Origin of the sequence: Bradyrhizobium sp. Ec3.3 (assembly GCF_000472925.1) — a bacterium.
In the GTDB taxonomy this organism is placed as follows: domain Bacteria; phylum Pseudomonadota; class Alphaproteobacteria; order Rhizobiales; family Xanthobacteraceae; genus Bradyrhizobium.
The window spans coordinates 21,535-46,668 of record NZ_AXAS01000011.1 but is presented as its reverse complement, the minus strand read 5'-3'; the positions used below and the strand labels follow the sequence as shown (position 1 = coordinate 46,668).

Sequence of the window (25,134 nt, the reverse complement as noted above, 5' to 3'; positions counted from 1 at the left end):
GCCCGCCACCATTTCCTTGACCAGTTGCGCGAACGGCGTCGTGGGTTTCCAGTCGACACGGGCGGTGTTGAACGAAGAGGAGCGCCGCTTGATGCCGTGCACGGTGCAGCCCAGGCCGAGCAAATACTCGGCGAGATAGCCACCGTCCTGACCGGTGACACCCGTAATCAGCGCGACGCGGCGCTTCGACCTTTCATTCATATTACTCACCCGACTGCGCGGTTATCATCGACGATCTCCCCAGTTTCCCAAATCTGTTGGCGATCACGCCAAGGATCCGCAGGATCTCACGCTCGGGCCCGGCCGGCGAACCGGCTACTCGCCAGAATCCAAACGCTGCCCCGACATAAGCGAGAGCGCTCACCAGAACAACAGCGGTCAACCGAGCATAGACGTGAGACTCATGGCCGAACAACGTGATGAAAGCCCAATTGGTCAGAAGGCCGACGATGATGATCATGCAGGTGGACAAAGCAGTCCTCAGATTCACGAGAAATTGCCGGGACACAGAAGTGCCGATCAATTCGCGGACCAAGACCATGTTGTAGACGACACCGCCGAGCGTAACCGCCACTCGAGCGACAAGCAGGCCAAGCAACCCTCCTACCCACAGACCCGCGACGATGACAGGCAGTCTCACGATCAAGACCGCAACGTCGCGATGAAATAACCTGCGCGTCTGCCCAAGGGCCAGACCAAGGGGCTGGACGGTAGCGCTGAGCGTATGCAACGCAATTGCACCACCGAGGAGCTGGATCACGATTGTCGCGCCTGCCCAGGCGTCACCCAGCACTAGCGGAACGAATTGATCGGCGATCAACGCGAAGCCGAACCCCGCCGGAAAGGCAATCCCACACAGCATTGATTGCGCCGACAGATAAGCTCGCTGAAGGGCGGCTTTATCGTCCCTCAGCCTCACGAACGCCGGAAACAGCGTTCCTGCGAGCGGGTTTGTCGCTTCTCTCGTCGGTGTGGCGGCCAGGTCGCTGCCCAGCACATATCCACCCAGCGTGGATTTTCCGAGAAAATATCCGATGATGATCTGGTCGAAACGCCAGTTCAGCGTACTGACGGCCTGTCCGAGCGATAGCCACAGAGAGAATGACCATAGGGAGCGGCTGCCCTTGATCCGGAATTTTGGTCGAAACGGCTGGATCAGATAGGAGGCAACGACATCCACCAGGTTGGCGACGACGGCCCCGGCGATCAGCGCCCAGTAGCTCCTGAAGCAAATGGCGATCCCGGAGGAGACAAGGATGGTTGCGAGCGCCCGGCTGCTGCTCGTCACGAATTCCTGCCAGAAGACGAGTTGACGCTGCATCATCGCAAGCATCGGATTTCGAAGGCCGGTTATCACGATGGAACAGCTCAGGACCAGCAGGATCGGAATCAAACGACTGTCGCCGTAGGATCGTGACACCGGATAAGCGAGCAACGATAGCAGGAGCGCGAGCAAGCAGGCGCGAGCCAGGCTCAACGTCCAGGCGGCGTGGAATTGATCTTCAGTTGGATCCTTGTGGTGAATGAGCGCCGATGTCAGGGACAGCTCGGTCATCGACGTCAAGATGGCAATGACAGCCGTCGCGACGGCAACCAGGCCAAAATCCTCCGGCGTAAGCATTCTCGCCAATATCACCGTGTTCAGGAAGCCGAGACTGGCGACCACCAGCCGGCTCACACCGATCCAGGCAGCTCCGATCGCGATCGACTTTTTCGACAACGGAAGCACCGCTTTCGCACCAACAGCGAAATGCTCGTTCATTGACATATGGTTTCCAGTGCGAGCTCGAAGATATCAGGCGCAACCTTGAAATCGAATGGGCTGGGCCCGAACGCCCCCTGCGGACGCGTTCCAATGCTGGGCCCGACGATGTAGGAATACTCCGCGCCAGCGGATGTTGCGATCGTGTAGTAGTAGGGATGCACGTGGTCGGAGGGAATCAGCTCCAGGACCTTCGTTCCGGACGAGCAGAAGACGAGATTGGTCAGACCTGCACCATGTGGGCCAACGACAATCGCGCATTCCGAGAAAAACGCCGCTTCATCCTCAACACGATCAAAGTCGTAGATCTGGAAGCCGAACTTTTTCAGCACAGGCATCAGTTCTTCTTCGTTGGCGACCTTTCTCTGGCCTTTTCGCGGAACGTATACGCGCCTGTCGCGACGAAGCGGCAACTCGGCTACCTGCGAGCGAAAGAAATCCGTAAGCCATGGTGCATAGTTCCGTCGTAAGCCCGGAAACGAAGTGCCGATCACGAGATCGGCCCGGATATCGCCCTCGCCTGCCCACACGCACTTGTGCAATGGAATTCCAAGGCGCCGGACAAGTTGGGCTGCTGTTCCGGACGTAGGCTTGGGCAAATAGACATAATCGACATCATCGAGCGACAGGCCACTTTTCTGAAAGAGCGCCAGCCGTCCCAGGCAATCGAGCAGGAAGTGCCCATAGTTCCCTCCCGCGAAATCACTCGCCAGCGAGAGACAGGTGCCGCTTAGCGGCAGCGGCGTCCCGTAAGCAACCGATCGCGGATGGCGCGAGAAGGAAGAACCGTACCAGGTGCTCTCGTAGAGCAGCGATCCATCCTCCGTCACGAGCCAGCCGTCGGGACCGAGGACGCGGGCATTGTTCAGGCTGAGTACGCCGAGCTCAGGCATTCTGTTGTCAACGCTTTCACTTAATCCCGCGTTACGGCTGCCGAATTGAAGCGGCGCCTTTCGCCTCAGCACCTCTTCTTCGACGGCCGTCAGCCAGGTGTGCGGATGTTCACTTCGCCAAGTGCGATGATCGCAAAGCCGATTAGGGCTGCCGCGCAATGCACCACGGAGAATTTGCCTGACGGCGCGAACCTTAGAGTTCATGGACGACTACCATTGCAAGATACCGCCCGTGACAGGCGAGCTCGTATGACACGGCTCACCACAGCCAAAAGCACAATTCAGACCGACCTTCGAAGAGCACACCGATTGGAACCAGCGCTAGTCGGCTGGTCTCGCGTCACACCGACTTATGCTCACGCTGTTGATCCCTTACCGATCAGTGACGCACATGCAGCGACAATAGGCGGCAAGATCTGGCTTTTTTTGGTTGGATCACCGTGGTGTCGCAAGCAACGGGAACTTCTTTGGGGCCGACCTCGCCAGCGACTTCAGCCGTGAGTTTGCTACCCAGAAAATAGTTCCCTTCACGCGGTACGGCCGGCAGAGCAAATTCCATCACGCTAGCGCCATCTTCCCCCTCCTTACGGGAGACTTGTTGCAATGGCTTCTTTGCCGATGCGACCATGGCGCCGGTTGTTTCGTCGAAGACGTACACTTGAAGTGCCCGATTTGTCGGATAATCGTCCGGAATCTTGATCGGAACTTCGATCTTGAGCGGATCGGTTGTGCTCAGCGACAATACGCCTGCATTCGGCTTCTTGTCCGGCACCACCTTCGTCACGTTGAGGAATGTCGGCTTGGGCATGTCGTTAAGCGCTGCCGTGTATCCAAAATCATTCGGATCCGGCGTCACCTCGCTCGGACCGCATTTCCGGCCTCCACGCTCGGAGGACGTGAACTGGCAGACGCGAATGTAGTCGACCCTGAACGTCTGCGGGAACGCCGCGTCATCGATTCCATGCCGGCCCGCCCAGCCGGCTCCGCCGACGGCGAAGTTGAGATCGACGTGTGCCGGCGGCCCCAGTTGGCCGTCCTTCCTGAGCCACTGGTACATGCGCGTGTAGACGAGGCGGCCGTCCCAGAAGAAGGAAATGCGGTCAGGCGCCCAAACGAACCCGGCAATATGCCAATCCTTGTTGAGGTCCTCCTTGCTGACCATGTCCTGAAACTTGAGCACGAATGAGCTGTTCACATACGTGTAGGACTGCGGCGTCCACTTGTCTTGGCTCATGGCATTGGAGTGCAGCATGTTCGGCTTGTCTTCCGCGCCGTTGATGACGTACTCGAAAATGTCGATCTCCGGCGGATGCCAGAACTTCCCATCGATGTCGTAATCGGCTTCGAGCCAGAACGCCGGCCACGATCCGCGCGCATTCGGAAGAAAGACGCGCGCTTCATAGTAGCCGTAGTAGAATGTCTGGTGGCTTCGGATCATCGCGGAATCGAACGTGTCCGCGGCTTCGTTCTTCTTTGCGGTCAGACTCAGTACGCCTCCGGACACCACGTGGTTGTCGCGATAGCGTTGCTTTTCGTCGTTGAAGTGGTCCATCGTCTCGTTGTTGTAGATGTATCGGGTCGCCCATTTTGTCCGATCAAGCTTGTCACCGTTGAACTCATCCGAAAACACCAACTCCCAGCCGGCGCTGCGCGCAGGTCCAGCCGACGTGACCATCAGAACGATCAGAACAACGCTCAAGATTTGTTTGCGCCAGTCGGCAATCATCGCTGATGTCTCCGGTCCGCGTTCGAATGACGTCTCCGACCGGAACTACATGCGAATATTGCGACACTTTTGCGTCGACATGGCATTGATTGCCGACTACGTTTCTCACGCTTCGAGAAACGATAGTGGCCACCAGCATCAGTTCCCGCCTGCAGGAATTAAAGGCATTTGAGTAGATGGCCCGCGCATGCCGGCATGCAGCACGACTTTCCAAAAGGGCAGTATAAGTGACTTTTGATATCCCGATGAATGAGCTGTCTCCTGCCGGCCAAACATCGGCCGCTCATATAGAGATGGAACTGGACAGAGCGGGAAAAGCTGTAGTCTGGATCTCGGTGATATCTCCTCTCTTCTTGTCGCAAATTGCTTACAACCTGGGCACCTTTCCGATCTCGGCGGATCTCATCTCTTACGCATTATTTACATCCTATCTCCTCGTCTCCGGCTACGTATCGCTGAGCATTTTGTCACTGCTGCTATTCATCAGCGCGATCGCCTTGGCGGCTTTCCGCATGTCGTTTTCCGACACCTCGGGGACGTGGACGTCGCTCCTGCTTCTATCCGCCCTGTACGCGCCCTTCTGCTTCCGCTTGAGAGGCGTGAGCGATCCGCGGCCGGTGCAGGATTACATCCAGCGCACGTTCGTGACTGCGGCGACTGTGATCGCCGTGATTTCCATTGTTCAGATCGTCGCGGTAAATGCAGTTAAGAGTCCCTTCATCACGAATATTCACTTTGTGCTCCCCGAGGCGATACGGAGCGAGGGGGCTTATACCTATAGCCGCGAAGACGCAGGCTTGATAAAGGCAAACGGCTTCTTCCTTCGCGAATCATCGACTCTGTCTTTGGTGATGGCTCTCGCCATCATTCTCGAATATTGCACGAGGGCCAGGTGGCTCGTTCTCGGTATTCTTGCCGGCGGGTTGGTCAGTTCGTTCTCCGGTTCGGGTGTCATCGGAATCATGGCCGGGCTTCTGCTTCCACGGTCGCTAGCCCGCGTTCCGGTCTTCGTTGCATGTCTGGTCGGCGTGGTCGTGGTGCTGTTCACACTTTACAGCGCCGACATTCCATATCTGAATGTCTGGCTAAACCGGCTCGACGAATTTACGATGCCGAATACGAGTGGCTATGCCCGCTTTGTAGCACCGCTCGACATGATCGCGCACAGCTTCGACGACGGATTCTTTTCGACGTGGTTTGGCAACGGGGCCGGCAGCTACCTGCGGGAAATCGGCCTACTCAAAGTCAAGTATGAGGTGAATGATCCGACGTGGGCGAAACTCATCTACGAGTACGGGTTGCTTGGATTTGCGCTGGTTTTGTCAGTTTTTGTACTTCGGCTGCATTCGAGCGATCTGCGGGTCGAGGCCTGCAACTACTTTGTGTTCACCTGGCTTGTTAGCGGGCAGCTCTTGAAGCCTGAATTTGCGGTGATCGTCTGGTTGTTGACGCTGGTGCCGAAGCAACTTCGACGCTCCGGCGTTGCGAGGCCGGTAACCGCAACCAACTTCCCCTGGCATCGCGGGGAAATGGAACCGATGGAGATGGCATAGTCGCACCACTTCAGCGGAGACTGATGAGAGATCACGACCGATGAGCTTTTGGTACCACGTTGGCCTCAATATCGAGGATGTAAGAATTTTCGGTCCTCGAATTCTTTTACGCCACGTCGCACGGATAACCGGCGCGAATGCATCGCGCGTGTTCCTCCCTTCGATCGGCAGCGTCTACCTTCGTCCTCGCGAAAGCGACGTGTCGACGTTTCGGGACATCTTTGGTTCGCCGAAATATGCGGCCTATTGCTATCCGGCAGTGAGAGCCAGACTCGAGGCTTCGTATTCAGCAATCCTGCAGCGCGGCGCCAAGCCCGTAGTCGTTGACGCCGGCGCCAATATCGGAGCGGCGTCACTTTGGTTTCGGAAGGCCTTACCCGAGGCCTCCATCGTTGCCATTGAGCCTGAGGAGAATAACGTCAAAATCCTCCGAAAAAATATCGGCGATCGCCCCAATACCTTGGTCGTCCAGGCTGCAATCGGCGTAGCCCCCGGCTTCGTCACGGTCACAAATTCGCAGCTATCCTGGGGCGCACGGACAAGCCGCTCCAACACGGGAGTACGCGTACTCACCGTTGATGACGCGCTGGCCATGGTACCGAACGGCGTCTTGCTCATTGTCAAAATCGACATTGAAGGCTTTGAACAGGAGCTCTTCTCGGAAAACACCGAGTGGATTGATCGCACAACAATGATCATCATAGAGCCGCATGACTGGCTTATGCCTGGCAGGCGAACAAGCCGAACGCTTCAGAAGGCCATGGGTCGAAGGGATTTCGACATGATACTGGATGGCGAGAATATTGTGTATGTTCGTCCCGAATAGAATCCGTTTCGCGCCCTTATCGGAGGACGCGAAGTCGCCTCAGCATTGACTTTATCCATTTTGGCCGTTCTGCGGGTACATATCGCCAGCCTACGAGCTTACGCCCGAGACGCGATGGGCTGACTAGCACGCAAACGATCCACAGCAGCAACGAAATGCTTTGTGAGGTCGAAAAGCCCTGCGGGTAGAAGAATGCCCCCAGTCCATCAGCCAGAATGGAGCGCGAAGCGTCTCGCGCGATGGGATGAATGTCAGGCCGCAACCGGTATGAAGCCGTCCGCAAGCCCAGGTATGTCAGGTTCCTGTTCAGAGCGTGCTTCGTCACGGGCAGGTTCATCGTCCGCGCCACCTCCAAAAAAAATTCGTAGCGCCGCCGCGTGAGGTCGATCTCTCTCGCAAAGCGGGTATCGTCCAATCGAAGGAAGGCCCCGTGATTGAGGCCATGCACGCGATAATCTGCCAGGGGCTTGGTGATCGTCACGATATCGCCACACGCGGGCGCTGCCGCCAAGAGATAACTATCCGGCGCGCGGTCGACAAAGTCGGATTCAAAACCGAAAACACGCTCGACAAACCATCTCGGGTAGGCATTTCCCGACCCCGGCGGGGTCGGATAGGCGCCGGTCGTTATCATCCACCTGCGGATGTCCTCTGAGGCCGGACAGGAGAAGTACTGCGGCAGGACATTTCCCGTCGGCTGCCCCTTTGCGTCGATCACGCGCATCTGGAACTGATATTTACTCGCGAGTTTCGACCAGACGGATGAAATCTCGATCATCACATCGGGATGCAAGGTATCATCGGAGTCGAGAAATATGATCACGTCGCCGGATGACTTGCGAAGGCCGTTCACACAGGACAGCATCTGACCTGCGTTCGACTGGCTGATGACTGTGATCTCGTCGGAAAATTCGTTGATGACCGCAAGCGAATTGTCCGTCGAACCGTCGTCGACAACGATCACCTCGACCTTCGGCCATCGTATGTCTAGTGCGCTGCGGATCGCGGATCCCACGTAAGCCGCGTAGTTGTGGTTCGGAATGACCACCGAAAGACTCGGTACGGTCGCCAGTTCGGCGTCCCGCAACGCAGTGTGTCCTGGTATCTCCTTCAGCATTGGACGTCGATAATGCTCGCGTTGTGGATACTCATCATATGATGGCCGGATATGATGACCGGCAGAGTATCACAGTCGACAGATGTTCGGTGACCAGACATTGAGGAGTGCCGTCTCTATCACCGCTTTCAATAAGGAAACGGCAGAATTCGGTCGCTGCGATTTTGGGAACAATCTGTTCGTCATTCTGTTGCCGTAACTGCAACCCTATCCTGCCGCCGACAAGCGCGGCATCCCGTCGAGCCAGCCTATCATCATATGTTAAATGCGATCGCACGTCGGATGTGGTTCGTCCTGACTGATATCTATGCAGAACGAGCAGTGAGGATGCCTGATAACCGATCAATGCGCACAGATCGTTACGTGGCGATACGCGTAGTGTTCGTTTCATCGCTACTCGTAACGACGGCCGACGCTCAAATTTCCGGCTTCGGCCGCACATCTCAACCGATGTATGGCGGCTCAGGCATTTCCACTCGACCCTCGAGCTCGATTCGGCCCATGGAAGGAACTTACGCTCCAAATCACAAGACAGTGGACGGAAAGCTTTGCATATCGGTCCATCCGTTGACGCATCCACAAGCAAACAATTCCAAGATCGTCGACCAGATTGTCTTGGTTCAAAATATTTGCGGTGACGCTATCCGGGTTCAGGTTTGCTATGCCGGCAGCACCGATTGCATCGTCGTTCCGCTCGCAGGCTACCAGAAGCTACAGAGAACGCTGGGAATCGCGGCCGGGGCAACGAACTTTCAATTCGAATATCGCGAGCTTTATTGAGGAAGCCAACGCAGCCGAGCAGCCGCGATTGATTTGTCCCTCGCACCACCTCATCATGAGAGAATGCAATCGTTCTCGCGACGAATGCGCGAGCGTCCGCCTTACATTGCCGATTGGAGCCGGATGGAACCGAAGGTCGTCGCGCGCACTGGCAGGTAACGATCCTGTTATCGCAGTACGATCATTGGATATCCAACCAACTCCTGCCCCGATTTTTCGGCCAAATCTAAATGATGAGTGCTGGAACCTTTCGGTACCGTGCGACGCGTAAATGTCCAGCGATCAGCCCTCGCAGGCTTAGCGCTTGCGTCTGAGGTCGTAAGAAGCCTTCGAGAATTAATGCCAAAAACAAGTGGGGCGACCGTGTCCGTGGAACTCTATCGACAATTGGCGTGGCTTCCAAAACCACCCCCTGATTTTGCTTCACGTTGCAGAGAATTTGCAAACAATTCTGGTGACTTGGGAAAGCAAATCAGATGGTTGGCGACACACGCGCTGGATGAACACCAATTGTCTCGCTTGGGTCGCACTATTAGGTCGGCGCAACAAAACGGACAATCGCTCGCTCCGCTGGTTCCATTTCGCCTCGGCCTGATCGGTAACGGCACGCTCGATCTTATCGCTCCGGTCCTGGTCGCAACGGCCGCGCGTCACGGCTTCGCGCTCGAATGCATCACGGGAGCGTATGATCAGTTTTTGCAGGATGCATTGACGGCGGAGTCAACCGTGAACCAGGCGCGCCCCGATGCGGTCCTCGTCGCCCTCGATCATCGCGGACTCGCGCTGCGACCTTCTCCGGGCAACGAGCAGCTTGCAAACGAATCAATGGATGCCGCGATTGGACTTCTCGATTCGATCCGGGCCGGCATATCGCGCAACGGTGGCGCGCCGTGCATCGTCCAGACGTTGGCGCCGCCTCCCGAGGGGTTGTTCGGGTCCTTTGACCGCGCGCTGACGGGAACAGCCCGCAATCTGGTCGATCGTGTCAATCAGAAGATCTGCCATTCAATACTGCAGTCGACCGACATGCTACTTGATGTTGCAGGCATGGCTGAGACCGTAGGGCTGGCGGATTGGCATTCCCCTGCCTTGTGGAATCTCGCGAAATTGCCGTTCGCTGACGCCTTTGTCCCGCTTTACGCCGAACACGTGGGGCGAATTATGGGGGCGATGCGCGGCAGGAGCCGCCGTTGTCTCGTACTCGACCTCGATAACACTATCTGGGGCGGCGTTATCGGAGACGACGGAATGGAGGGCATTCAGATTGCCCAAGGCGACGCGACCGGTGAAGCCCATCTTTCCGTGCAGCAGCTCGCGCTCGCTCTACGTGCGCGCGGCATCGTTCTAGCCGTAAGCTCAAAGAATACCGACTGCGTCGCCAGAAGGCCGTTCAAGGAACACCCGGACATGCTCCTGAAGGAAGAGCATATCGCGGTATTCCAGGCCAATTGGAACGATAAGGCGACCAACATTCGCGCAATCGCGAAAGAACTCGCGCTCGGGCTAGATTCCTTTGTTTTCCTCGATGACAATCCGGTCGAACGCGATCTTATCCGGCAAGAGCTTCCGGAGGTTGCCGTCCCCGAACTTGAGAGTGACCCGGCCACCTACGCGCGCACGTTGGCTGCAGCCGGGTATTTTGAAGCGATCAACTTCTCCGAAGAAGACCGCGCGCGCGCCGAAATGTATCAGGCTAATGCGCGCCGGCTCAGCTTGCAGGGTCAAAACACCGACCTCGAGTCTTATCTTCGATCGCTGGAAATGCGTATCGTCTTTGGCTCTTTCAATCGCACGACACGCGCCCGCCTCACCCAGCTCATCAACAAGAGCAATCAATTCAACCTGACGACGCGGCGGTACACCGAATCCCAGGTCGAGCAACTCGAAACGGATCCAGCCGTAATGACGCTGCACGCGAGGCTAATCGACAAATTCGGCGATAACGGTCTCATTTGTGTCGTCATTTGCCGGGCAACCGGCTTCGCACGATGGACGATTGATAGCTGGCTGATGAGCTGCCGCGTGTTAGGTCGTGGCGTGGAGCAGGCGGTGCTGTCAGAGATCGTACGTCGTGCGCGGGCCGCAGGCATCGAAACCCTCGAAGGCCTCTACGTCCCAACCGATCGCAACGAGATGGTCCGTGATCACTACGGAAAGTTGGGGTTTATGCGCATGGACGATGGCTCTGATGTGAGCAGTCGTTGGGAGCTGGATACGGACGTCGAATTGGAAGAGCTGCCGATGACGGTCGAACGGGACGAGTCGCAGCTTGAGCTGACGTGATTGGAATCAATCTTGCAATACAATTTCAGACAGCTCCGGGCTTTCCATCGATGAGTCTTATATCGCCCATATTCTTCGCTTTCGTCGCCGCGACAATCGTCGCTTTCCACATCAGTGAGTCAGTTCCGTATCGGCGAGTGGTCCTTGCGGCCGCAAATGCCATATTCATCGCCAGCTATCTGACCGATTTCACACAAGTGTTGCCGCTGTTCGCCTTCCTTGCGCTCGGCTACGCTTGCGTGTGCACGCTTTATGTCCGCCGAGCGTCTGTCGTGTTGGCACTCGGCGTCGCCGCCGTACTCTGCTCTTATATTCACCTGAAACGCTTCTCTTTCTTCGACGATCTTGGACACCTGCCGTTCCCCTACGTGACCATCGGCTTGTCCTACATCCTGTTCCGGATATTGCACATTATGGTGGATGTCCGGTCGGGAGATCTGGTCGAGCGAATTGGCCCGTTCGCGTTTTTTCGCTATGTTTGCAATTTTCTGTGTTTCGTTTCCGGTCCCATCCAGCGCTATCAAGATTTCAGCGAGACGGACGGAAAGGCTGCGGTAAAGCCTGACACATCCAATGTTTACGGCGCGTTTTCCAGAATTGTCACCGGCTACGTGAAATTCGTCATTATCGCCGCCACCGCCGACTACGCCTTCACGTTTCTCAGCCCGCAATTGTTACAGGCGGCACCTGTGCCCTTCTTCAAGCTATGTGCGATCTACGCTACGGCCGCCTCGCTCTACACGGTCTATCTCTATTTCAATTTCTCTGGATACATGGACATCGTTATCGGTATCGGAGGCCTCCTCGGACAGTCATTGCCCGAGAACTTCGACAAACCGTTCACGGCAAGCAGCTTCCTCGAATTCTGGCAGCGGTGGCACATGACGCTGTCACAGTGGTTCAAGTTCTACCTGTTCAACCCGCTTCTGATGTTTCTGATGGCATGGCTGCCCTCTCCTGCACTGACCGCTTACCTGGGCGTCCTCGCATTCTTCATCACGTTCCTGGTCATGGGCGTATGGCACGGCACCACGGCGGTATTCGTCATCTACGGCTTCCTGATGGGCGCAGGCGCGAGCATCAACAAGCTCTGGCAGGAGGCCTGCATCAAGCGACTGGGCAAAAAGCGCTATCGGGCGCTTAGCGGATCCACCGCCTACATCTACTTTGCCAGAGGCCTGACGGTCGGCTACTTCGCACTCGCTCTCACCTGCCTGTGGGTCACGGAGTTGCCTCAATTCACCGACCTGCTGGTGCGCCTCGGTGTCGCCGGCGTATTAGGCACGTTCGTCGTACTGATTGCGACTTTCGCAATGGCTGCTCTGGCCCTCGACCTAATCCGGGAACGTGTACACATCCCACTTTCTCTGTCGGCGATCCAGAATGGGGAGATCGTCAGGAACTTAACCCTGGCAAGCAAGATGATGGCAATCGTTGCCGTCGCTACCCTGCTGCACAAGGCTCCGGACTTCGTTTACAAGGCATTTTGACTTGAAACACATCCTTCGGCAGACCGCGCTGACCTTGTTGTCATTCGCCTTTCTTTACGCGCTGCTCGGCGGCGCGTCGTTCCTCGTGTTCCTAGAGCCTTCAGGGGGCGGTCCGAGGGATTTCCAGGCCGCGGAACGAACCCTCTACATGACGGTCCCCAAATATGTTGTCCTCGGCCGCAGCGTTTTGGACAACTCTGACAGGAAAGTCATTCTCGTCGGAGCGTCAAACACCGGCGTCGGCTTCCGACAGGCGATGGTGCAGGCGAATCTCAGCTGTGCCGGCGTAAGCAATCTCGGGATGGGCGGCGCCAACATTTCCGAAGTCAAGCAAGTGATCGATCTGGTGCATGAGGTGCAGAACGAGCAGGTTCGCCGGCTCAACACCTTCGTCATTGGCACGTGGTTCGGCATGTTTGTCGATTCAGATGTGAGATACGCCGACGCCGACCGCCGTCGCGGGGAAACGGACATCGATATCGAGCGATACCGATATGGCTTCTACCGCCGCACGCCGGATGGAGCCGTCGCGGTGCTGCCGCCGAAATGGCTGGACTGGGGCGTGACAGCGCTGCGTCCGTTCCTGCTCTTCGAAAAGCTCGCACGCCAGGCCAGAGCCGGCGTCAATTTGGTCCTTACCGGACGGACCTCCGTGCAGCGCACCGATGACGAGCGCGAGAGCGTAGTTATGTCAAAGCGAGAGCAGCAGGAGGCTCTGGAGTATTGGAAAGTGAGCATGGGAGGCAAGGATGAAATTTCCCGTGCGCAGGTCGACGTGCTGAAGGATGCCATCGAGGCGCTGCTGGGCTCCGATGAGAAGGTCGTGCTTGTGGATCTGCCGATCCCTGCCTGGCATCGGGATGCCAGCCCTTACCAACGAGGTTACCAAGAGGCCCTGAAGGACATAGTTCAGCAATTTGGCCGCCGCCCGAACTTTGTCTCGCTGAGCATGGATGATCTCGACGAGAACCTGGACTACTCCGACGAGGTCCACGCCAAGCGGCACCTGGCTCAAGTATGGTCTACCAGGCTCGCCATGGTGCTGAACTCATTCGTCTGCCAGGAGAAGGACGATACAAAACCACCGGTTGCAACCCTCCAGTCTTCTGAACGCCTATCGGCTGTCCCGAAATCTAATTGAGACGCGATCCGCGAGCCGAACGGCCGGCACCATCACGAAGGATAAAACAAATGGAAAAGGCACAGGTCTACGGTAAGCTCACTGCCATTTTTCGGGAGGTGTTTGACGAGGACGAATTGAGTGTCACGCCGCAGACCACAGCGGACGACGTCGATGGCTGGGACAGCCTGTCCCACATCCGCTTGGTCCTCGCGGTCTCGAAGGCATTCGGCGTGAAGTTCTCCGCTTCAGAAATCGGAAACCTCAAGAATGTCGGAGAGTTCGCCACTCTAATCGAGAAGAAAGCATGAGAGCATAAAAGTGGGCTGTGTCGTTCCTGCACTAGCTGAACTGGCCTTCCATCATCTGGGACTCGCGGTCGCATCCCCGGAAGCCGCGTTTAAGTACTTGGCTTCGATCGGCTACACCGCGGGAAACTCGGCCTTTGATCCGATACAAAGGGTCAACCTCGCCATGCGGCATCATCCCGTGATGCCGGATGTCGAGGTTATCTGGCCGAGTGACGGCCCCTCTCCGATCGACAACCTCGTCCAGCGAACCGGTTCCATGATCTATCATTTGTGCTACGCGTGCCCAAATGCCGAACTGGCGCTCGAGTCGTTGGCGGCGTCCGGAATCGAGATCGTTCCCGTGGGTTCCCCTGCTCCGGCGGTCTTGTTTGGAGGCCGGAAAGTGTCGTTTCACCATGTTGCCGGCTTTGGCCTCATCGAGATGCTGGAGACCGGCGCCCCAGTCTGACCATCCGATCGAAAGGGTTCTGGCAGACGAATGACCGACGATCTCCGCCCCATTACCCCAGTCGCACAGCCCGAATTCTATGCGGCTTTGGCGTGCCTCGAGTCCTCGGTCACTTACACGCTATGACCGGAAATTCGTCGCACTTGATCCGGCACCTTCACGCACGTTGACCCCCTAAGCACATGTCCAATCCTACCCAAGCTATCGTGTTCGGCGGCGCAGGCTTCATCGGCACCCATCTGATGATGCGATTAGTCGCCTCCAGGAGCTACGACCGGATCGTCTCGGTCGACATCGGCACGCCAAGGGCGCGCGTCGATGGCGTCGAATATGTCCATCATGACGTTCGGGAGCGGGTCGATCCAACGCTCGGAGGCGGAATGCCTGCCGATATTTTCAATTTGGCTGCAATCCATGTCACTCCAGGTCATCCGGAGGGCGACTACTACTATACAAACGTGCTGGGTGCGGTGAATGTTTGCCGATTTGCCAACGAGACGGGTAACCGGAATATCATCTTCACCAGCTCCATATCGGTCTACGGCCCGACCGAAGCGCCGCTTGACGAGGATGCAACGCCGGCGCCGGTCAGCGCCTATGGACGCTCCAAACTCTCGGCCGAAGCGATCCATCGTCTGTGGCAGTCGGAGGCCCCGGACAGGCGGCTCACTATCGTTCGTCCCGCTGTTATTTACGGGCACTACGAGCGGGGCAATTTCACGCGATTGTCTCGGCTTCTCGAAAGACGAGCCTTCATCTATCCCGGCAGGACCGACACGATCAAGTCGTGCGGCTATGTGAAGGACCTGGTCTCGTCGATGTTCTTCATGGCGTCCCGTAACGACAGCCTGTCGATTTACAATTTCTGCTACGAGCACCGCTACACGATCAGCGAGATTTGTTCGGCATTCTCCCAAGCTGCCAAATACGCCAGGCCAACGATAACGATTCCGGTATGGCTGATGAATCTCGCCGTGCTTCCATTCGAGATGCTGCACGCTGTCGGCATCAAGACCGGCATCAATCGCGACCGAATCAGGAAGTTGTGGTTCTCTACGAACATTATGCCGAAGCGCCTGGTCGCAAGCGGATTCAAATTCGAATACGACCTGGCAAGCTCGCTTGCGGAATGGAAGCGGGAATCCTCCTTCAAGGATTTTGATTGAGATCCCGACGGCTTGACTGTTCACGACCAATCCAGCGGTGGAACTTCGGAACAGACGCTCCCCACCGTAGCGGATACTCCCAAACTTGGCTCGGGCCGTTCGTACTCGATCGCGACGTCGAGACAGGAACTCCTTTTGCCCATTGCGGTTTCTCCGTCGGTCACACTCAGGCCGATATTGCATCGCAGAATTTGCAGGTTCGTCGGTGCTGTTTCATCTGGTCGGCATGGGACCTGCTCGTGGTCGGCATGGGACCTGCTCGATGTCGATCCACCAGATCAGCGGACCAATGATCTTCAAAGCGTGCAGACCATCCTGAAAGTCGTGGTCCAGGGTGGGGTTGGCGGAGATGCGCATTATGACGACTTTGCGGCGAGCGGAACCGACAATCGCGCCCGCAGCGTTGACGGAACTTCCTTGGCCAACAACTTGTCAAACAATCCGACTAGCTATTCCACCGATGTTGTCGGCGGCACCGGTCAATTCACGAGCGCGGCGATCTCGACCACCGTATCTGCTGTGTCGAGCTCTTGCTGACGGTCAGCCAATTCGCCCCGGCGCGTTACACGCTCACAGATTCCGCGCGGCGGTACAGCCCTTGATGCCACAGATCGCTAACCACAATAGGTTCACGTAGGCGAGCCGGATGCTTCAAACAAAAATCACGTCTCACCAGATCGAGTCCACTGCGCCCGAAGCCCCATCGCTGGAGCAGACAATCTCATCTGCGCTTGCGCTGAGCAGCCGGCAGTATCCCGTAATCATTTTCACGCTGCTCCTGTGCATCTTTCTTGCCGGCGTCTACGTGTTCACGGCAACGAAACGATATACCGGCACAGCCATCCTGATGATCGACAGCCGCAAGATGCAGGGCCTGCAGACGCAAGCTACGACCAGCGGCGGCGACAATCCGATCGACTCGGCGATGGTCGACAGTCAGGTCGAACTCCTCAAGTCCGAAGCGATCGCTTCCAAGGTCATCAAGGACCTGAAGCTTGTCGAGTCGCCAGAGTTTATGAGCGACGGCGGCGGAGTGCTCAGTAGCATTAGCGATCAGATTTACCGACTTTTTTCGGAGTCGAAGCCGCCCACGGAAGATCAACTGCTGCGCGTAGCTCTCGCTCGCTTTGCTAACGGCCTCAGCATCAAACGCGTCGGCACGAGCTATGTAATCGAGATCGCCTTTCAGGCGTTGTCGCAGGAGCAGGCCGCGCAGATCGCCAACGCGGTTGCCGACGGCTATATCGTGGACTCGCTGGAGTCGAAATATCAGGCATCCAGGCGGGCGGCGGTCTGGCTGCAGGACCGATTAAAGGAATTGCGGTCGCAGGCATCCACCGCCGAACGCGCCGTCGCCGACTTCAAGGCCAAGAACAACATCGTCGACGCAGGCGGGAGACTACTGACCGAACAGCAGCTCGCCGAAATCAACACTTCGCTGACAACGGCCCGTAGCCAGCGGGCCGAGGCACAAGCCAAGCTCGAACGCATCACCACCATATTGAATGCGGACACCGAGGATTCGACGGTCATCCTGAACGACCTTGCGACCGTGAGCGAGACGATGGCCAACCCGGTCATCACAAAATTGCGCCAAACCTATCTCGAGTACAACGCCAAGCAGGCGGATTGGTCGAACCGATATGGATCGACCCATCTGGCCGTCGTCAATTTGCGCAACCAGATGCGCGAAATCCGGCGCTCGATTATTGATGAACTGCGACGAACGGCCGAGGTTTACAAGAGCGACCTTGAAATCGCCAAGGCACGAGAAGAGTCCAGCCAGAAGAGCTTAAACGATACGATCGCGGTGTCGAACAATACCAGCCAGGCCCAAATCGTCCTGAGGGATCTCGAAAGCAACGCGCAGAGCGCCCGCGCGCTGTCTGACAACTTCCTGCAGCTGTACATGGTCTCGGTTCAGCAGCAGTCGTTTCCCATTACCGAAGCGAGGGTGATCACCCAGGCCGCGTCGACCCTTCCCAACAAGACGTCGCCAAAAACGACGCTTATCCTGCTTGCAGCAATCGTGGGCGGATCAATTCTCGCGAGTATCATCGCGATCTTGCTCGACATGATGGATCGCGTCTTCCGAACTGTTTCCCAAGTTGAGCAATTTGTGCAGACCAGCTGTCTGGCCTCAATTCCGGTCATAGAGCAAGGTGTGGTCAACGCCCTTCCGGCGAAACCCGGCAAGGCGGGCTGGCGGTTCGGTAAACGCACCAAGCCCAAACCGCAGCAGGCACCGCCGGGATACAGCGGATCCGGCACGACGTTGCCACTCCGGGAATCGGCGCCGGGTCCCAGCCATCCGGAGCCGCATCGCGAACGTCTGCTTTCGACCGAGGAGAGCGTCGGGCGGTACGTGATCAACGCCCCGTTTTCGCGCTTCGCAGAAGGATTTCGGTCCATCAAGCTGGCCAGCGATCTTGCAAATTTCGGTTCGGCCTCCAACAAGGTTCTGGGAATTACCTCCGCCCTTCCGAACGAGGGCAAATCAACCATCAGCGAAGCCCTGGCACAGACGTTGGCCCAAAGCGGCTGCCGTACCCTGCTGATCGACGGCGACATTCGCAACCCAAGCCTCACCGCAAGGCTTACGCCGACTGCACAGGCTGGCTTGATCCACGTCGTCGTCGGTCAGGTCGACTGGAAGCAAGTGGTCTGGATCGACCCCCAGACAAGTCTGCATTTTCTTCCTTGTGCGGTCACATCGCGCTTCTCGAATTCGAGCGACCTGCTAGCCTCCCAGGAGATGGAAAGCCTATTCCAATTGCTTCGCCAGCACTATGATCGCATCGTGCTCGATCTTAGTCCGCTGGCGCCGGTCGTCGACGTTCGGGCGACCAGAGGGCTGGCTAACTCCTATATTCTTGTCATCGAATGGGCGAAGTCGAAGGTGGATATCGTCGAGCGCGTGCTAAGTGAAACGCCGATTGTGCGCGAGCGTCTGCTCGGTGCTGTTCTGAACAAGGTGAACGTGTCGGTGATGAGCCGCTACGATACATACGGCGCAGCCTACTATCGCAATCGATACTACAAGAGGTACGGTTACGTCGATTGACGTCCAAGTTTGGTTGGCGCTATCGCCCTAACGACCACAGAGTTATGCGGCGCAATGGATCATGTTGTGACAGGGCCGTTGAGTACGACATGAAGCATTTGGTTCCAGCGGAGGTTACGTCTGCGCTTATGATAGTTCGTCCACTCCTGCTGAGCGCTGCTCTCTTGGTGTTGATCGATGGCTCCAGCCGAGCCGAGCCGCCGCCTCCGGGCATTCTGAACTGCGCGTCTGGCGTCGACGCCGAGCAGCGTCGACGTTGCGACGAAGAGGCTTTCAGGCAGGTCGAGGCCGGCAGCCAGTCGACACAGCTTGAGGGCGGATGGCGATTGGTCAAGAGCAGAAATCCTGACGGCGGCGCCGACGCCATTTCAGTGATGCACGTCGTCGATAGTGTCAAATCGGATGCGCGCCTTGCGGGGTTAAACCTGCAATGCGGGAAGGACGGCATCGAAATTGTGCTCATCGTTCTCGAACCACTGTCCCGCTCGACGCAACCGAAGGTGACGCTGGTAGCAGGAGAAAGGCAGGCAGAGTACCAAGCAACTGTGATCCAGGGTGGCGTGGCGCTGCTCCTGCCGGCCGATGCCTCGAAGCTTGCAGCCAGCGACTGGCAGAAAGCAAACGAGCTTGCGGTCGAAATCGGGACCAAGCCGACTACCATCCGCGGAGCGGTGCCGATCGCCGGACTGGCTACGGCCCTACGTTACTTGCTGCAAAACTGCCATGCCCGATAATTCAGCCATGCCCGTCAATCCCGTAAATCGACTCCATTCGGACCGGTGGCGCGCCACGGACCGGTGATGAGTCGCACTGTCAACGATCAGCACCATGAGCAAGACCGCCTTAGAGTCGCATGTTCGCCGATGGGATAGGCACCAAGGTCAGCCCTTTGTCACGGCGAACTCCACTCCCGCTTCAAAGTCTCACGGTTTGTCGATTGCTCATTGGCTTCTATTCGCATTGCTGGCCGCGACTCCGATCTTGGCGATCGCAAACGGCGCCTTCGCACAGAATATGGTTGCGTTCGTTGCTGCCATGACTGTGGCCATGGCGGCAAGGGGGCCAGAGGCCGAACTCGCATCTGCTGCGCAGTTGCTGAAGCAATTTTTGCCCGTGTTCCTGCTTCCGGTCGTCTGGATGGCGTTGCAAATTTTTCCGGTGCCCGCTGTTTCGCTTGCAAACCCGATCTGGTCGGCGACTTCGATCGCATTGAACCAGCCATCGCTACCGGGCCGCATCAGCGTCGACCCCAGCGCAACGTTGCAAAGCCTGTTTCGCTATCTGGTTGATGTGTCGCTAGTGGTGTCGACCGTCATCATCACCAAGGATCGCCACAGAGCCGAAACGATCCTGTTCGTATTGTGCGCGGTAACGACTTTCATGTCGGTCGAAGTCCTGCTCGGCCGACTCGGCTTGTTCGCCGGCATGATCTCGGAGACGGGCGCCGCTACGAGCCCATTCCCGGCGGCAGCTGCGCTCGCAATGTTGGCAAATGGTGCGCTCGTTGTCAGGGCACTCGAACAACACCTGCACCAACAGGACATCCACAATCTGGCCTCGCCCCGGCTGTGGGTCGGAGTTCTTTCCGGTCTGTTCGGAATCGCTGTGGCGTTCGCCGCAATGGCGACCCTCGAACGAGGCACGTTGCTGGCGGTCACCGGTTGTGGATTGGCTGTCCTCGTTTTCATTGCCGCCGTCCGCCGCTTGGGATTCCGCTCCTGGCCGTCGGCGATTTTGTTTTCGATCGTTGCAGCAATGACCGGCGTCATGGCGGTGTCACACTCTCAAGCCGGCGGTTTGGGCCTCCTTGGTTTCGTCAACCTCACTCCGGAAGCGGTCGCACCAGCAAGACACCTGCTCGCTGATGCATCGATGTTGGGAAATGGCATCGGAACATTTGGGCTGACTTCGATAACCTATCAGGAGTTTGGCGCTGGGGCGCTGGCGACACCTCCTTCCACCGCCGTCTTGATCGCTATCGAGTCGGGACGATTGGCGATTGTAGTCCTGGCAAGCTTCGCCGCCCTGATCTTCCTGGTTAGCTTTCGCGGCGCCGTTCGGCGAGGACGCGATTTCTTTTTCGCGGCCGCTGCGGCCGCCGGCGTTCTGGTTGTACTCTCTGAGAGTTTCCTTGATTCTAGCCTCTCAAGCCCGACGATCCGGATCATCGTGGCGGTGATGGTCGGACTTGGCCTTGCACAATCGGTGGGCCGGACCGGCGTGCGCCAGCCGCTAGGCGAGCGTTAGGCTGCGCCATGAGATTGCCGTACCTCGAACTAGTCCACCGAAAATGACCTCCTCAGGCAAATTTCGCATTCTTCTGACTGCGTTGGCGCTGATCATCGGATCCTATGCGATGGTCTCGGCTATAGCAGAGATGATGGCGCTGGAGCGCACGACACTTCCTGCCGATCCAACCAAGATCAGCCCGCGATGGACTGGAGACGTGCCCTCCTCGCCGGCAACGCTCTCTCCCTTCGGATCGGAGCTGGAGAGCAATCATGCCCTGATCTCCGCGCTGCAGGCGATCCAATCAGGCCAGCAAAATTCGGCGTCCGTGCGATCGTTAAAGCATGACGACGCCGTCGGCAGGGTCAGGCGGACGCTCTCAACCTCGCCTTACAATTCTGAACTGTGGTTGGCGCTGGCGCTGCTTCAGGCCCAGCGCGACCCGCACGATCCCGTCGTGGTCGAGGCGCTGAGGATGGCATATTATATCGCGCCAAACGACGGGCGATTGATCCCGGTGAGGATCGACATAGCGAGCCGCTCCGATGCGCTGGCCATTCCGGACGTCAAGGACCTCGTACGCAACGATGTTCAGCTGATTTTGACCCGACGGCCCGAATCGAAGTCGGCACTCGTGTCCGCTTATCGGCGGGCATCAGATCTCGGAAAGGCTTTCCTGGAAGGCGCAGTTGAATCGGTCGATCCGTCATTCCTTGCGACGCTGCGCGGCTGATTGTGATGCGATCGGCAGCCTACGTACAACGCGCACGGGTTCACTGATCCATTTTGGCCAACTTCACTTTGATGACAATCCGAAATCGCCGCGCGCTCCCGTCTGACCACAGTTCCCGCCCTTGCTCTTCGACCCTCAATCGGCTTCCTGATACATCAGCGCGACTGCGGCCCGGAAAATGATCCGGATGTCGAGCCAGACGCTCCAGTTGCTCACGTACCAGGCGTCGCACTCGACGCGCTGCTCAATCAGGCGATGGTGGGCGTCTCGCCGCCGAAGCCGTTGAGCTGGGCCCAACCGATCAGGCCAGGCTTCATTTGGTAGCACCGGACGTATTTGCTGATTGAAGGGTCATAGACCAGCGTTCGGGGGCAATCCGACCAAGGACATCTCACCCCGCAGCACGTTCCAGAGCTGGGGCAGCTCTTCAATGCTGGTCTTGCGCAAGAACTCTCCGACTCGGGTCATCCGGCCAGCTTCGGCTTGCGAGATCGGGGAACCGTTCTCGGCCACGCCTATGCTGCGGAACCTCCAGATCTCGAACGGCTTGCCGTTGAGACCACGGCGCGACTGGCGAAGAATGATCTGGCCCGGCGTTTCCAGCTTGATCAGGATCGCCGTCGTGATGATGAGTGGCGCCAGCGCGAGAAGAGCGAAGGACGCACATCCGATATCGAGACAGCGCTTCTGAAGCCGTTCGAGCACCGACAGCGACGAGCTCTGAACCTCAACAGCGACGGTTTCGCTGACTGGCTGAACCGGCCGCACGCCCGGATCGGCGATCTGGAAATCGCGACCCGGCTGCGGAATCAGCGGTCTCTGCAGAGAGGTGCCGCAGCTCGGCACCAATACGCGGAGATCATCGGAGCGATACGCGCTTGCAGACATCTCTGCAGACATCTCGCGTCCCTCCGCTCAGCGGCAACGACCGCATGCACCAAAGACCAACAAACACAAAAAGTTTTGGAGAAAGAATGAGAACAATGCGGGGCTGCAACTGTTGCCCATTAAGACTGGAATCGCGCGCGTTGCAAAGCGCAAGCTGCTTACCAAACACAGCGATATTGTGGCGCCGCGTCAACGCGCTCGGTTGCGCGGGCTTGACATCTCATCTCGAACTCTTCGTTGAGCAGCGGAACCCCGGCGTCAGCCGCAGCTAGTTCGGGCATGTTGTGCTCCGCGCCGATGCCGAACGATCCAGGTGTCGATCGCAGACCGTAGTCGTCCCGGTCGCAACGACGATCATTGTCGTAGCCGACTTTTGCCCGAGTTGGTAAAGATGATCCGGAGGGGTTCCGAGAGTGCTCTTTGACCCCATACTTGATCCTGTATTTTTGGAAAGACCGGATGTTGACGATACTTGTCATATTGAGCATCTGGCTGCTGCTCAACGTTCTGTTCGTTCTGATTGTGGTCCCTCCCCGGAAGTCGAGTTCACGGCCCGACGCGCCGGGAACAAGCTTTGCGCCTGCGCCAATCGACAAGCATCAAGGTCAGCTTGATGACGGCGAACCAGTTTCGCTTCGCCATGCCTTCATCTCACGTGCATTGGGAACCATTTTCATCCTCGCCTCCCCGCTGATAGCAGTACGCGTTGCGATCGTGCGACTCTGGAAGAGTATGCAGGATCCAGGACAACGACGCTGACGAGATTAATGCAAAGCCCACCTATGACCTTGTGTTTTGCTTCTCCTTGAGCTTCTCGTTGGCGCTAGTAGGCCTCCTGGAACAATACGGCAGCCGCCGTGCGCGCCATGATCTTGAGGTCGAGCCAAATACTCCAGTTGCTGACGTACCAGACGTCATATTCCACCCGCTTCTCCATCAGGTCGATGGTTGGTGTTTCGCCACGGAAGCCATTGACCTGGGCCCAGCCCGTCAGTCCTGGCTTCATATGGTGGCGGTAGACGTAGTTGCTAATAATCTCGTCATAATAATTGTCGTGCGCAAGGGCATGCGGGCGCGGCCCGACCAATGACATGTCGCCGCGCAGCACGTTCCAGAGCTGAGGCAATTCATCGATGCTCGTCATGCGGAGGAGCCGCCCGATCCGCGTCACTCGCGCGTCATGCTTCGTCGCCTGGGTGATTGTCTCACCGTTTTCGCAGACCGTCATACTGCGAAACTTCCAGATTTCAAAGGGCTTGCCGTTGAAGCCCCGGCGCGATTGCCGGAAGATGGCGGCACCAGGTGATTCCAGCTTGACGAGAATGGCGGCCATCACGAGCAGCGGCGCCAAGGTGACAAGAGCGAAGGCCGCGATGCCCACATCAAGGCAGCGCTTCTGCAGGCGCTCGAACACGGTCAGCGGAGGTCGCTGTATCTCGATCGCCACGGTGCCGCTGACTGGCAAGAACGGGCGCGATACGAGATCGGCGATCGAATTATCCGGAAGAACGCGTATCGGCTGCGGCACCACGCGCAGATGTTGCCCGAGCTTCTGCAACAACGGCAGCTCATTCCAGTCGACAGCAAGGAGATACTCATCGACATCAGCCGCGCGCGACTGCCGGATGATATCGCGAATCTGGGTCTCCCACGCGCCATCGCCGCCATCGTTGCCAAGTACGAAATGGCGTACGACGTCGAACCCGTTCCGTCGCAGGTCCTTGAAGCGATTTGCCGTGAAATCAAGCGGCTTGAGACTGAGCAGCACGACCTTGCGATCGACCAGCCGGCCTTTCGCAAAGCTCGTGCCGAGCGCAAACTGCCATGCGAAGCGAAGACTGAACAATCCGATGCCGCCGACTGCAGCAAATACGATGACGGTGCCGCGGGAAAGATTGTCCGTCGACTTCAGCAGAAATGCCGCGACGGCAAGAATCGTCAGTGACGCGAGCCAAATGATGAGAGCTTTGCGCAACTGCCAGACAAGGTTCAGCAATCGATGCGTCGCGTACACGCCTTTGAAATAAGCGATCGCAACGAACACTGCGCCTACGAGTAGTCCTGCGCCGAGCGAAGCCCCGTCAGCACTGTAAGCGACTATGCCGCTGTAGAACAGGGACGCGGCGGCATAACAAAGCAAGATCAACAAGAAGTCGGCTGCGATAACGAAGACCTGAAAGGGACGCTGCAGAACGGCTCCGTGCGCTGACGAGACCGTCTCAACATCATCCGAACCGTATGTTGCTACAGCCATTCAAACCTCTGCATGTCGATAGGTCTGCGTGTCGATAGGATTGCTTCCGAGAGCAGACTTGATCCCTGGAGCGCGCGACACTCGTCGCGATCGCGAATACTTGCGACTTTCGACGCGGAGGTTGTTGGCTGATCGCAGCGATATTGTGGCGCCGCACGCAAAATCTTTGCGATGCAGCGCTGCCTGCGATCTCCGAATTGCAGAGGTAGATTTTTGAAAATGTTGCGTCGACGTTAACATTTGATATGCGATGCGCCGCATTCTGCATCGACACGTTTGTTGATTGCTCACAACAGTTGATCTCGCGCGACGACGTCTAGTGGACAATCAGCGCTTGCATCAGTTGGCGAGGCGCGCTTTTTCAGCGTACTCACGCGCGATGTCATGTCAGAATCCGTGTCCCAAGATTTTAAAACGCGGCACTTGTTGCAGCGACGCATCAAGCGCTCGGACGTAGGTAGAAATTTCACACTTCATGTAGCGGCGGAACA

Annotated in this window: 20 protein-coding genes and 2 pseudogenes; 15 read left to right on the top strand and 7 right to left on the bottom strand. The window is 57.4% G+C overall.

Features of this window, described 5'->3' with window-relative positions:
* Window positions 1-27 precede the first annotated feature (27 nt).
* From YUU_RS60200 to YUU_RS0112745, 4 genes and pseudogenes are all read right to left on the bottom strand, one after another.
* Window positions 28-201, bottom strand: a pseudogene (locus tag YUU_RS60200) (GDP-mannose 4,6-dehydratase); the annotation flags it as partial.
* A gap of 1 nt (window position 202) precedes the next feature.
* Entirely contained in the window at window positions 203-1,762 is a 1,560-nt protein-coding gene (locus YUU_RS0112755; RefSeq protein ID WP_051389716.1) for a lipopolysaccharide biosynthesis protein, read from the bottom strand.
* Window positions 1,759-2,859 carry a DUF563 domain-containing protein gene (locus YUU_RS0112750; RefSeq protein WP_084801422.1) on the bottom strand — a complete coding sequence of 367 codons (1,101 nt, stop codon included), beginning with the start codon at window positions 2,857-2,859 and terminating at the stop codon, window positions 1,759-1,761. Before YUU_RS0112750 ends, YUU_RS0112755 begins: the two co-directional genes overlap by 4 nt.
* Before the next feature lie 175 nt (window positions 2,860-3,034).
* The gene (locus YUU_RS0112745; protein ID WP_027522710.1) at window positions 3,035-4,381 is read right to left on the bottom strand and encodes a family 16 glycosylhydrolase; all 1,347 of its coding nucleotides are present in this window, start codon (window positions 4,379-4,381) and stop codon (window positions 3,035-3,037) included.
* 245 nt (window positions 4,382-4,626) lie between these two features.
* Here YUU_RS0112745 and YUU_RS0112740 point away from each other — a divergent pair, with 245 nt between their 5' ends.
* The gene (locus tag YUU_RS0112740) at window positions 4,627-5,934 is read left to right on the top strand and encodes a hypothetical protein (protein ID WP_035662202.1); all 1,308 of its coding nucleotides are present in this window, start codon (window positions 4,627-4,629) and stop codon (window positions 5,932-5,934) included.
* A gap of 40 nt (window positions 5,935-5,974) precedes the next feature.
* Entirely contained in the window at window positions 5,975-6,760 is a 786-nt protein-coding gene (locus YUU_RS0112735; protein WP_084801421.1) for an FkbM family methyltransferase, read from the top strand.
* Window positions 6,761-6,776: 16 nt separating this feature from the next.
* On the opposite strand, the gene YUU_RS50785 is transcribed toward YUU_RS0112735, so the two are convergent.
* Window positions 6,777-7,877, bottom strand: coding sequence for a glycosyltransferase family A protein (locus YUU_RS50785; protein WP_051389715.1), 1,101 nt, complete (start codon window positions 7,875-7,877; stop codon window positions 6,777-6,779).
* A gap of 501 nt (window positions 7,878-8,378) precedes the next feature.
* Between YUU_RS50785 and YUU_RS0112725 the strand changes: the two genes are divergently transcribed.
* From YUU_RS0112725 to YUU_RS0112670, 12 genes are all read left to right on the top strand, one after another.
* The gene (locus tag YUU_RS0112725; RefSeq protein ID WP_027522707.1) at window positions 8,379-8,657 is read left to right on the top strand and encodes a hypothetical protein; all 279 of its coding nucleotides are present in this window, start codon (window positions 8,379-8,381) and stop codon (window positions 8,655-8,657) included.
* Window positions 8,658-9,026: 369 nt separating this feature from the next.
* Window positions 9,027-10,940 carry an HAD family hydrolase gene (locus tag YUU_RS0112720; protein WP_035662250.1) on the top strand — a complete coding sequence of 638 codons (1,914 nt, stop codon included), beginning with the start codon at window positions 9,027-9,029 and terminating at the stop codon, window positions 10,938-10,940.
* Window positions 10,937-12,430 (top strand): MBOAT family O-acyltransferase, encoded by a 1,494-nt coding sequence (locus YUU_RS0112715; protein ID WP_156944259.1) that lies wholly within the window; start codon window positions 10,937-10,939, stop codon window positions 12,428-12,430. The genes YUU_RS0112720 and YUU_RS0112715 overlap by 4 nt, the downstream gene beginning before the upstream one ends.
* A gap of 1 nt (window position 12,431) precedes the next feature.
* Window positions 12,432-13,571 (top strand): hypothetical protein, encoded by a 1,140-nt coding sequence (locus tag YUU_RS0112710; RefSeq protein WP_027522704.1) that lies wholly within the window; start codon window positions 12,432-12,434, stop codon window positions 13,569-13,571.
* Window positions 13,572-13,621: 50 nt separating this feature from the next.
* Window positions 13,622-13,861 carry an acyl carrier protein gene (locus tag YUU_RS0112705; protein WP_027522703.1) on the top strand — a complete coding sequence of 80 codons (240 nt, stop codon included), beginning with the start codon at window positions 13,622-13,624 and terminating at the stop codon, window positions 13,859-13,861.
* A gap of 10 nt (window positions 13,862-13,871) precedes the next feature.
* Window positions 13,872-14,309 carry a VOC family protein gene (locus tag YUU_RS0112700; RefSeq protein ID WP_198031747.1) on the top strand — a complete coding sequence of 146 codons (438 nt, stop codon included), beginning with the start codon at window positions 13,872-13,874 and terminating at the stop codon, window positions 14,307-14,309.
* Window positions 14,310-14,491: 182 nt separating this feature from the next.
* A complete protein-coding gene (locus tag YUU_RS0112695; RefSeq protein ID WP_027522701.1) occupies window positions 14,492-15,475 on the top strand; it encodes an NAD(P)-dependent oxidoreductase in 984 nt (327 codons plus the stop codon).
* A gap of 12 nt (window positions 15,476-15,487) precedes the next feature.
* Entirely contained in the window at window positions 15,488-16,012 is a 525-nt protein-coding gene (locus tag YUU_RS58605) for a hypothetical protein (RefSeq protein WP_156944258.1), read from the top strand.
* 109 nt (window positions 16,013-16,121) lie between these two features.
* A complete protein-coding gene (locus YUU_RS0112685) occupies window positions 16,122-18,539 on the top strand; it encodes a polysaccharide biosynthesis tyrosine autokinase (protein ID WP_027522699.1) in 2,418 nt (805 codons plus the stop codon).
* Window positions 18,540-18,628: 89 nt separating this feature from the next.
* The gene (locus YUU_RS0112680) at window positions 18,629-19,273 is read left to right on the top strand and encodes a hypothetical protein (protein ID WP_156944257.1); all 645 of its coding nucleotides are present in this window, start codon (window positions 18,629-18,631) and stop codon (window positions 19,271-19,273) included.
* A 94-nt stretch (window positions 19,274-19,367) separates the two neighbouring features.
* On the top strand, window positions 19,368-20,786 hold the full coding sequence (locus YUU_RS0112675) for a hypothetical protein (RefSeq protein ID WP_156944256.1): 1,419 nt from the start codon (window positions 19,368-19,370) through the stop codon (window positions 20,784-20,786).
* A gap of 43 nt (window positions 20,787-20,829) precedes the next feature.
* Window positions 20,830-21,501, top strand: a complete 672-nt coding sequence (locus YUU_RS0112670) for a hypothetical protein (RefSeq protein ID WP_027522696.1) — start codon at window positions 20,830-20,832, stop codon at window positions 21,499-21,501.
* Window positions 21,502-21,636: 135 nt separating this feature from the next.
* Here the strand turns inward: YUU_RS0112670 and YUU_RS55055 are convergent.
* A pseudogene (locus tag YUU_RS55055) lies at window positions 21,637-22,389 on the bottom strand (sugar transferase).
* Between the two features lie 459 nt (window positions 22,390-22,848).
* On the opposite strand from YUU_RS55055, the gene YUU_RS56330 reads away from it, so the two are divergent.
* Window positions 22,849-23,148, top strand: a complete 300-nt coding sequence (locus YUU_RS56330; RefSeq protein WP_084801434.1) for a hypothetical protein — start codon at window positions 22,849-22,851, stop codon at window positions 23,146-23,148.
* 64 nt (window positions 23,149-23,212) lie between these two features.
* Here the strand turns inward: YUU_RS56330 and YUU_RS0112655 are convergent, their stop codons facing one another.
* A complete protein-coding gene (locus tag YUU_RS0112655; protein WP_027522695.1) occupies window positions 23,213-24,643 on the bottom strand; it encodes an undecaprenyl-phosphate glucose phosphotransferase in 1,431 nt (476 codons plus the stop codon).
* Window positions 24,644-25,134: the final 491 nt, after the last annotated feature.

What these genes read in the sequence shown, in the direction of transcription:
- YUU_RS0112705 (WP_027522703.1), top strand. Translation starts at nt 13,622, where the DNA reads ATGGAAAAGGCACAGGTCTACGGTAAGCTCACTGCCATTTTTCGGGAG.
- YUU_RS0112675 (WP_156944256.1), top strand. Translation starts at nt 19,368, where the DNA reads ATGAGCAAGACCGCCTTAGAGTCGCATGTTCGCCGATGGGATAGGCAC.
- YUU_RS0112750 (WP_084801422.1), bottom strand. Translation starts at nt 2,859, where the DNA reads ATGAACTCTAAGGTTCGCGCCGTCAGGCAAATTCTCCGTGGTGCATTG.
- YUU_RS0112695 (WP_027522701.1), top strand. Translation starts at nt 14,492, where the DNA reads ATGTCCAATCCTACCCAAGCTATCGTGTTCGGCGGCGCAGGCTTCATC.
- YUU_RS0112745 (WP_027522710.1), bottom strand. Translation starts at nt 4,381, where the DNA reads ATGATTGCCGACTGGCGCAAACAAATCTTGAGCGTTGTTCTGATCGTT.
- YUU_RS0112755 (WP_051389716.1), bottom strand. Translation starts at nt 1,762, where the DNA reads ATGAACGAGCATTTCGCTGTTGGTGCGAAAGCGGTGCTTCCGTTGTCG.
- YUU_RS0112735 (WP_084801421.1), top strand. Translation starts at nt 5,975, where the DNA reads ATGAGCTTTTGGTACCACGTTGGCCTCAATATCGAGGATGTAAGAATT.
- YUU_RS0112685 (WP_027522699.1), top strand. Translation starts at nt 16,122, where the DNA reads ATGCTTCAAACAAAAATCACGTCTCACCAGATCGAGTCCACTGCGCCC.
- YUU_RS0112670 (WP_027522696.1), top strand. Translation starts at nt 20,830, where the DNA reads ATGACCTCCTCAGGCAAATTTCGCATTCTTCTGACTGCGTTGGCGCTG.
- YUU_RS56330 (WP_084801434.1), top strand. Translation starts at nt 22,849, where the DNA reads ATGTTGACGATACTTGTCATATTGAGCATCTGGCTGCTGCTCAACGTT.
- YUU_RS0112655 (WP_027522695.1), bottom strand. Translation starts at nt 24,643, where the DNA reads ATGGCTGTAGCAACATACGGTTCGGATGATGTTGAGACGGTCTCGTCA.
- YUU_RS50785 (WP_051389715.1), bottom strand. Translation starts at nt 7,877, where the DNA reads ATGCTGAAGGAGATACCAGGACACACTGCGTTGCGGGACGCCGAACTG.
- YUU_RS0112725 (WP_027522707.1), top strand. Translation starts at nt 8,379, where the DNA reads ATGGAAGGAACTTACGCTCCAAATCACAAGACAGTGGACGGAAAGCTT.
- YUU_RS0112740 (WP_035662202.1), top strand. Translation starts at nt 4,627, where the DNA reads ATGAATGAGCTGTCTCCTGCCGGCCAAACATCGGCCGCTCATATAGAG.
- YUU_RS0112680 (WP_156944257.1), top strand. Translation starts at nt 18,629, where the DNA reads ATGAAGCATTTGGTTCCAGCGGAGGTTACGTCTGCGCTTATGATAGTT.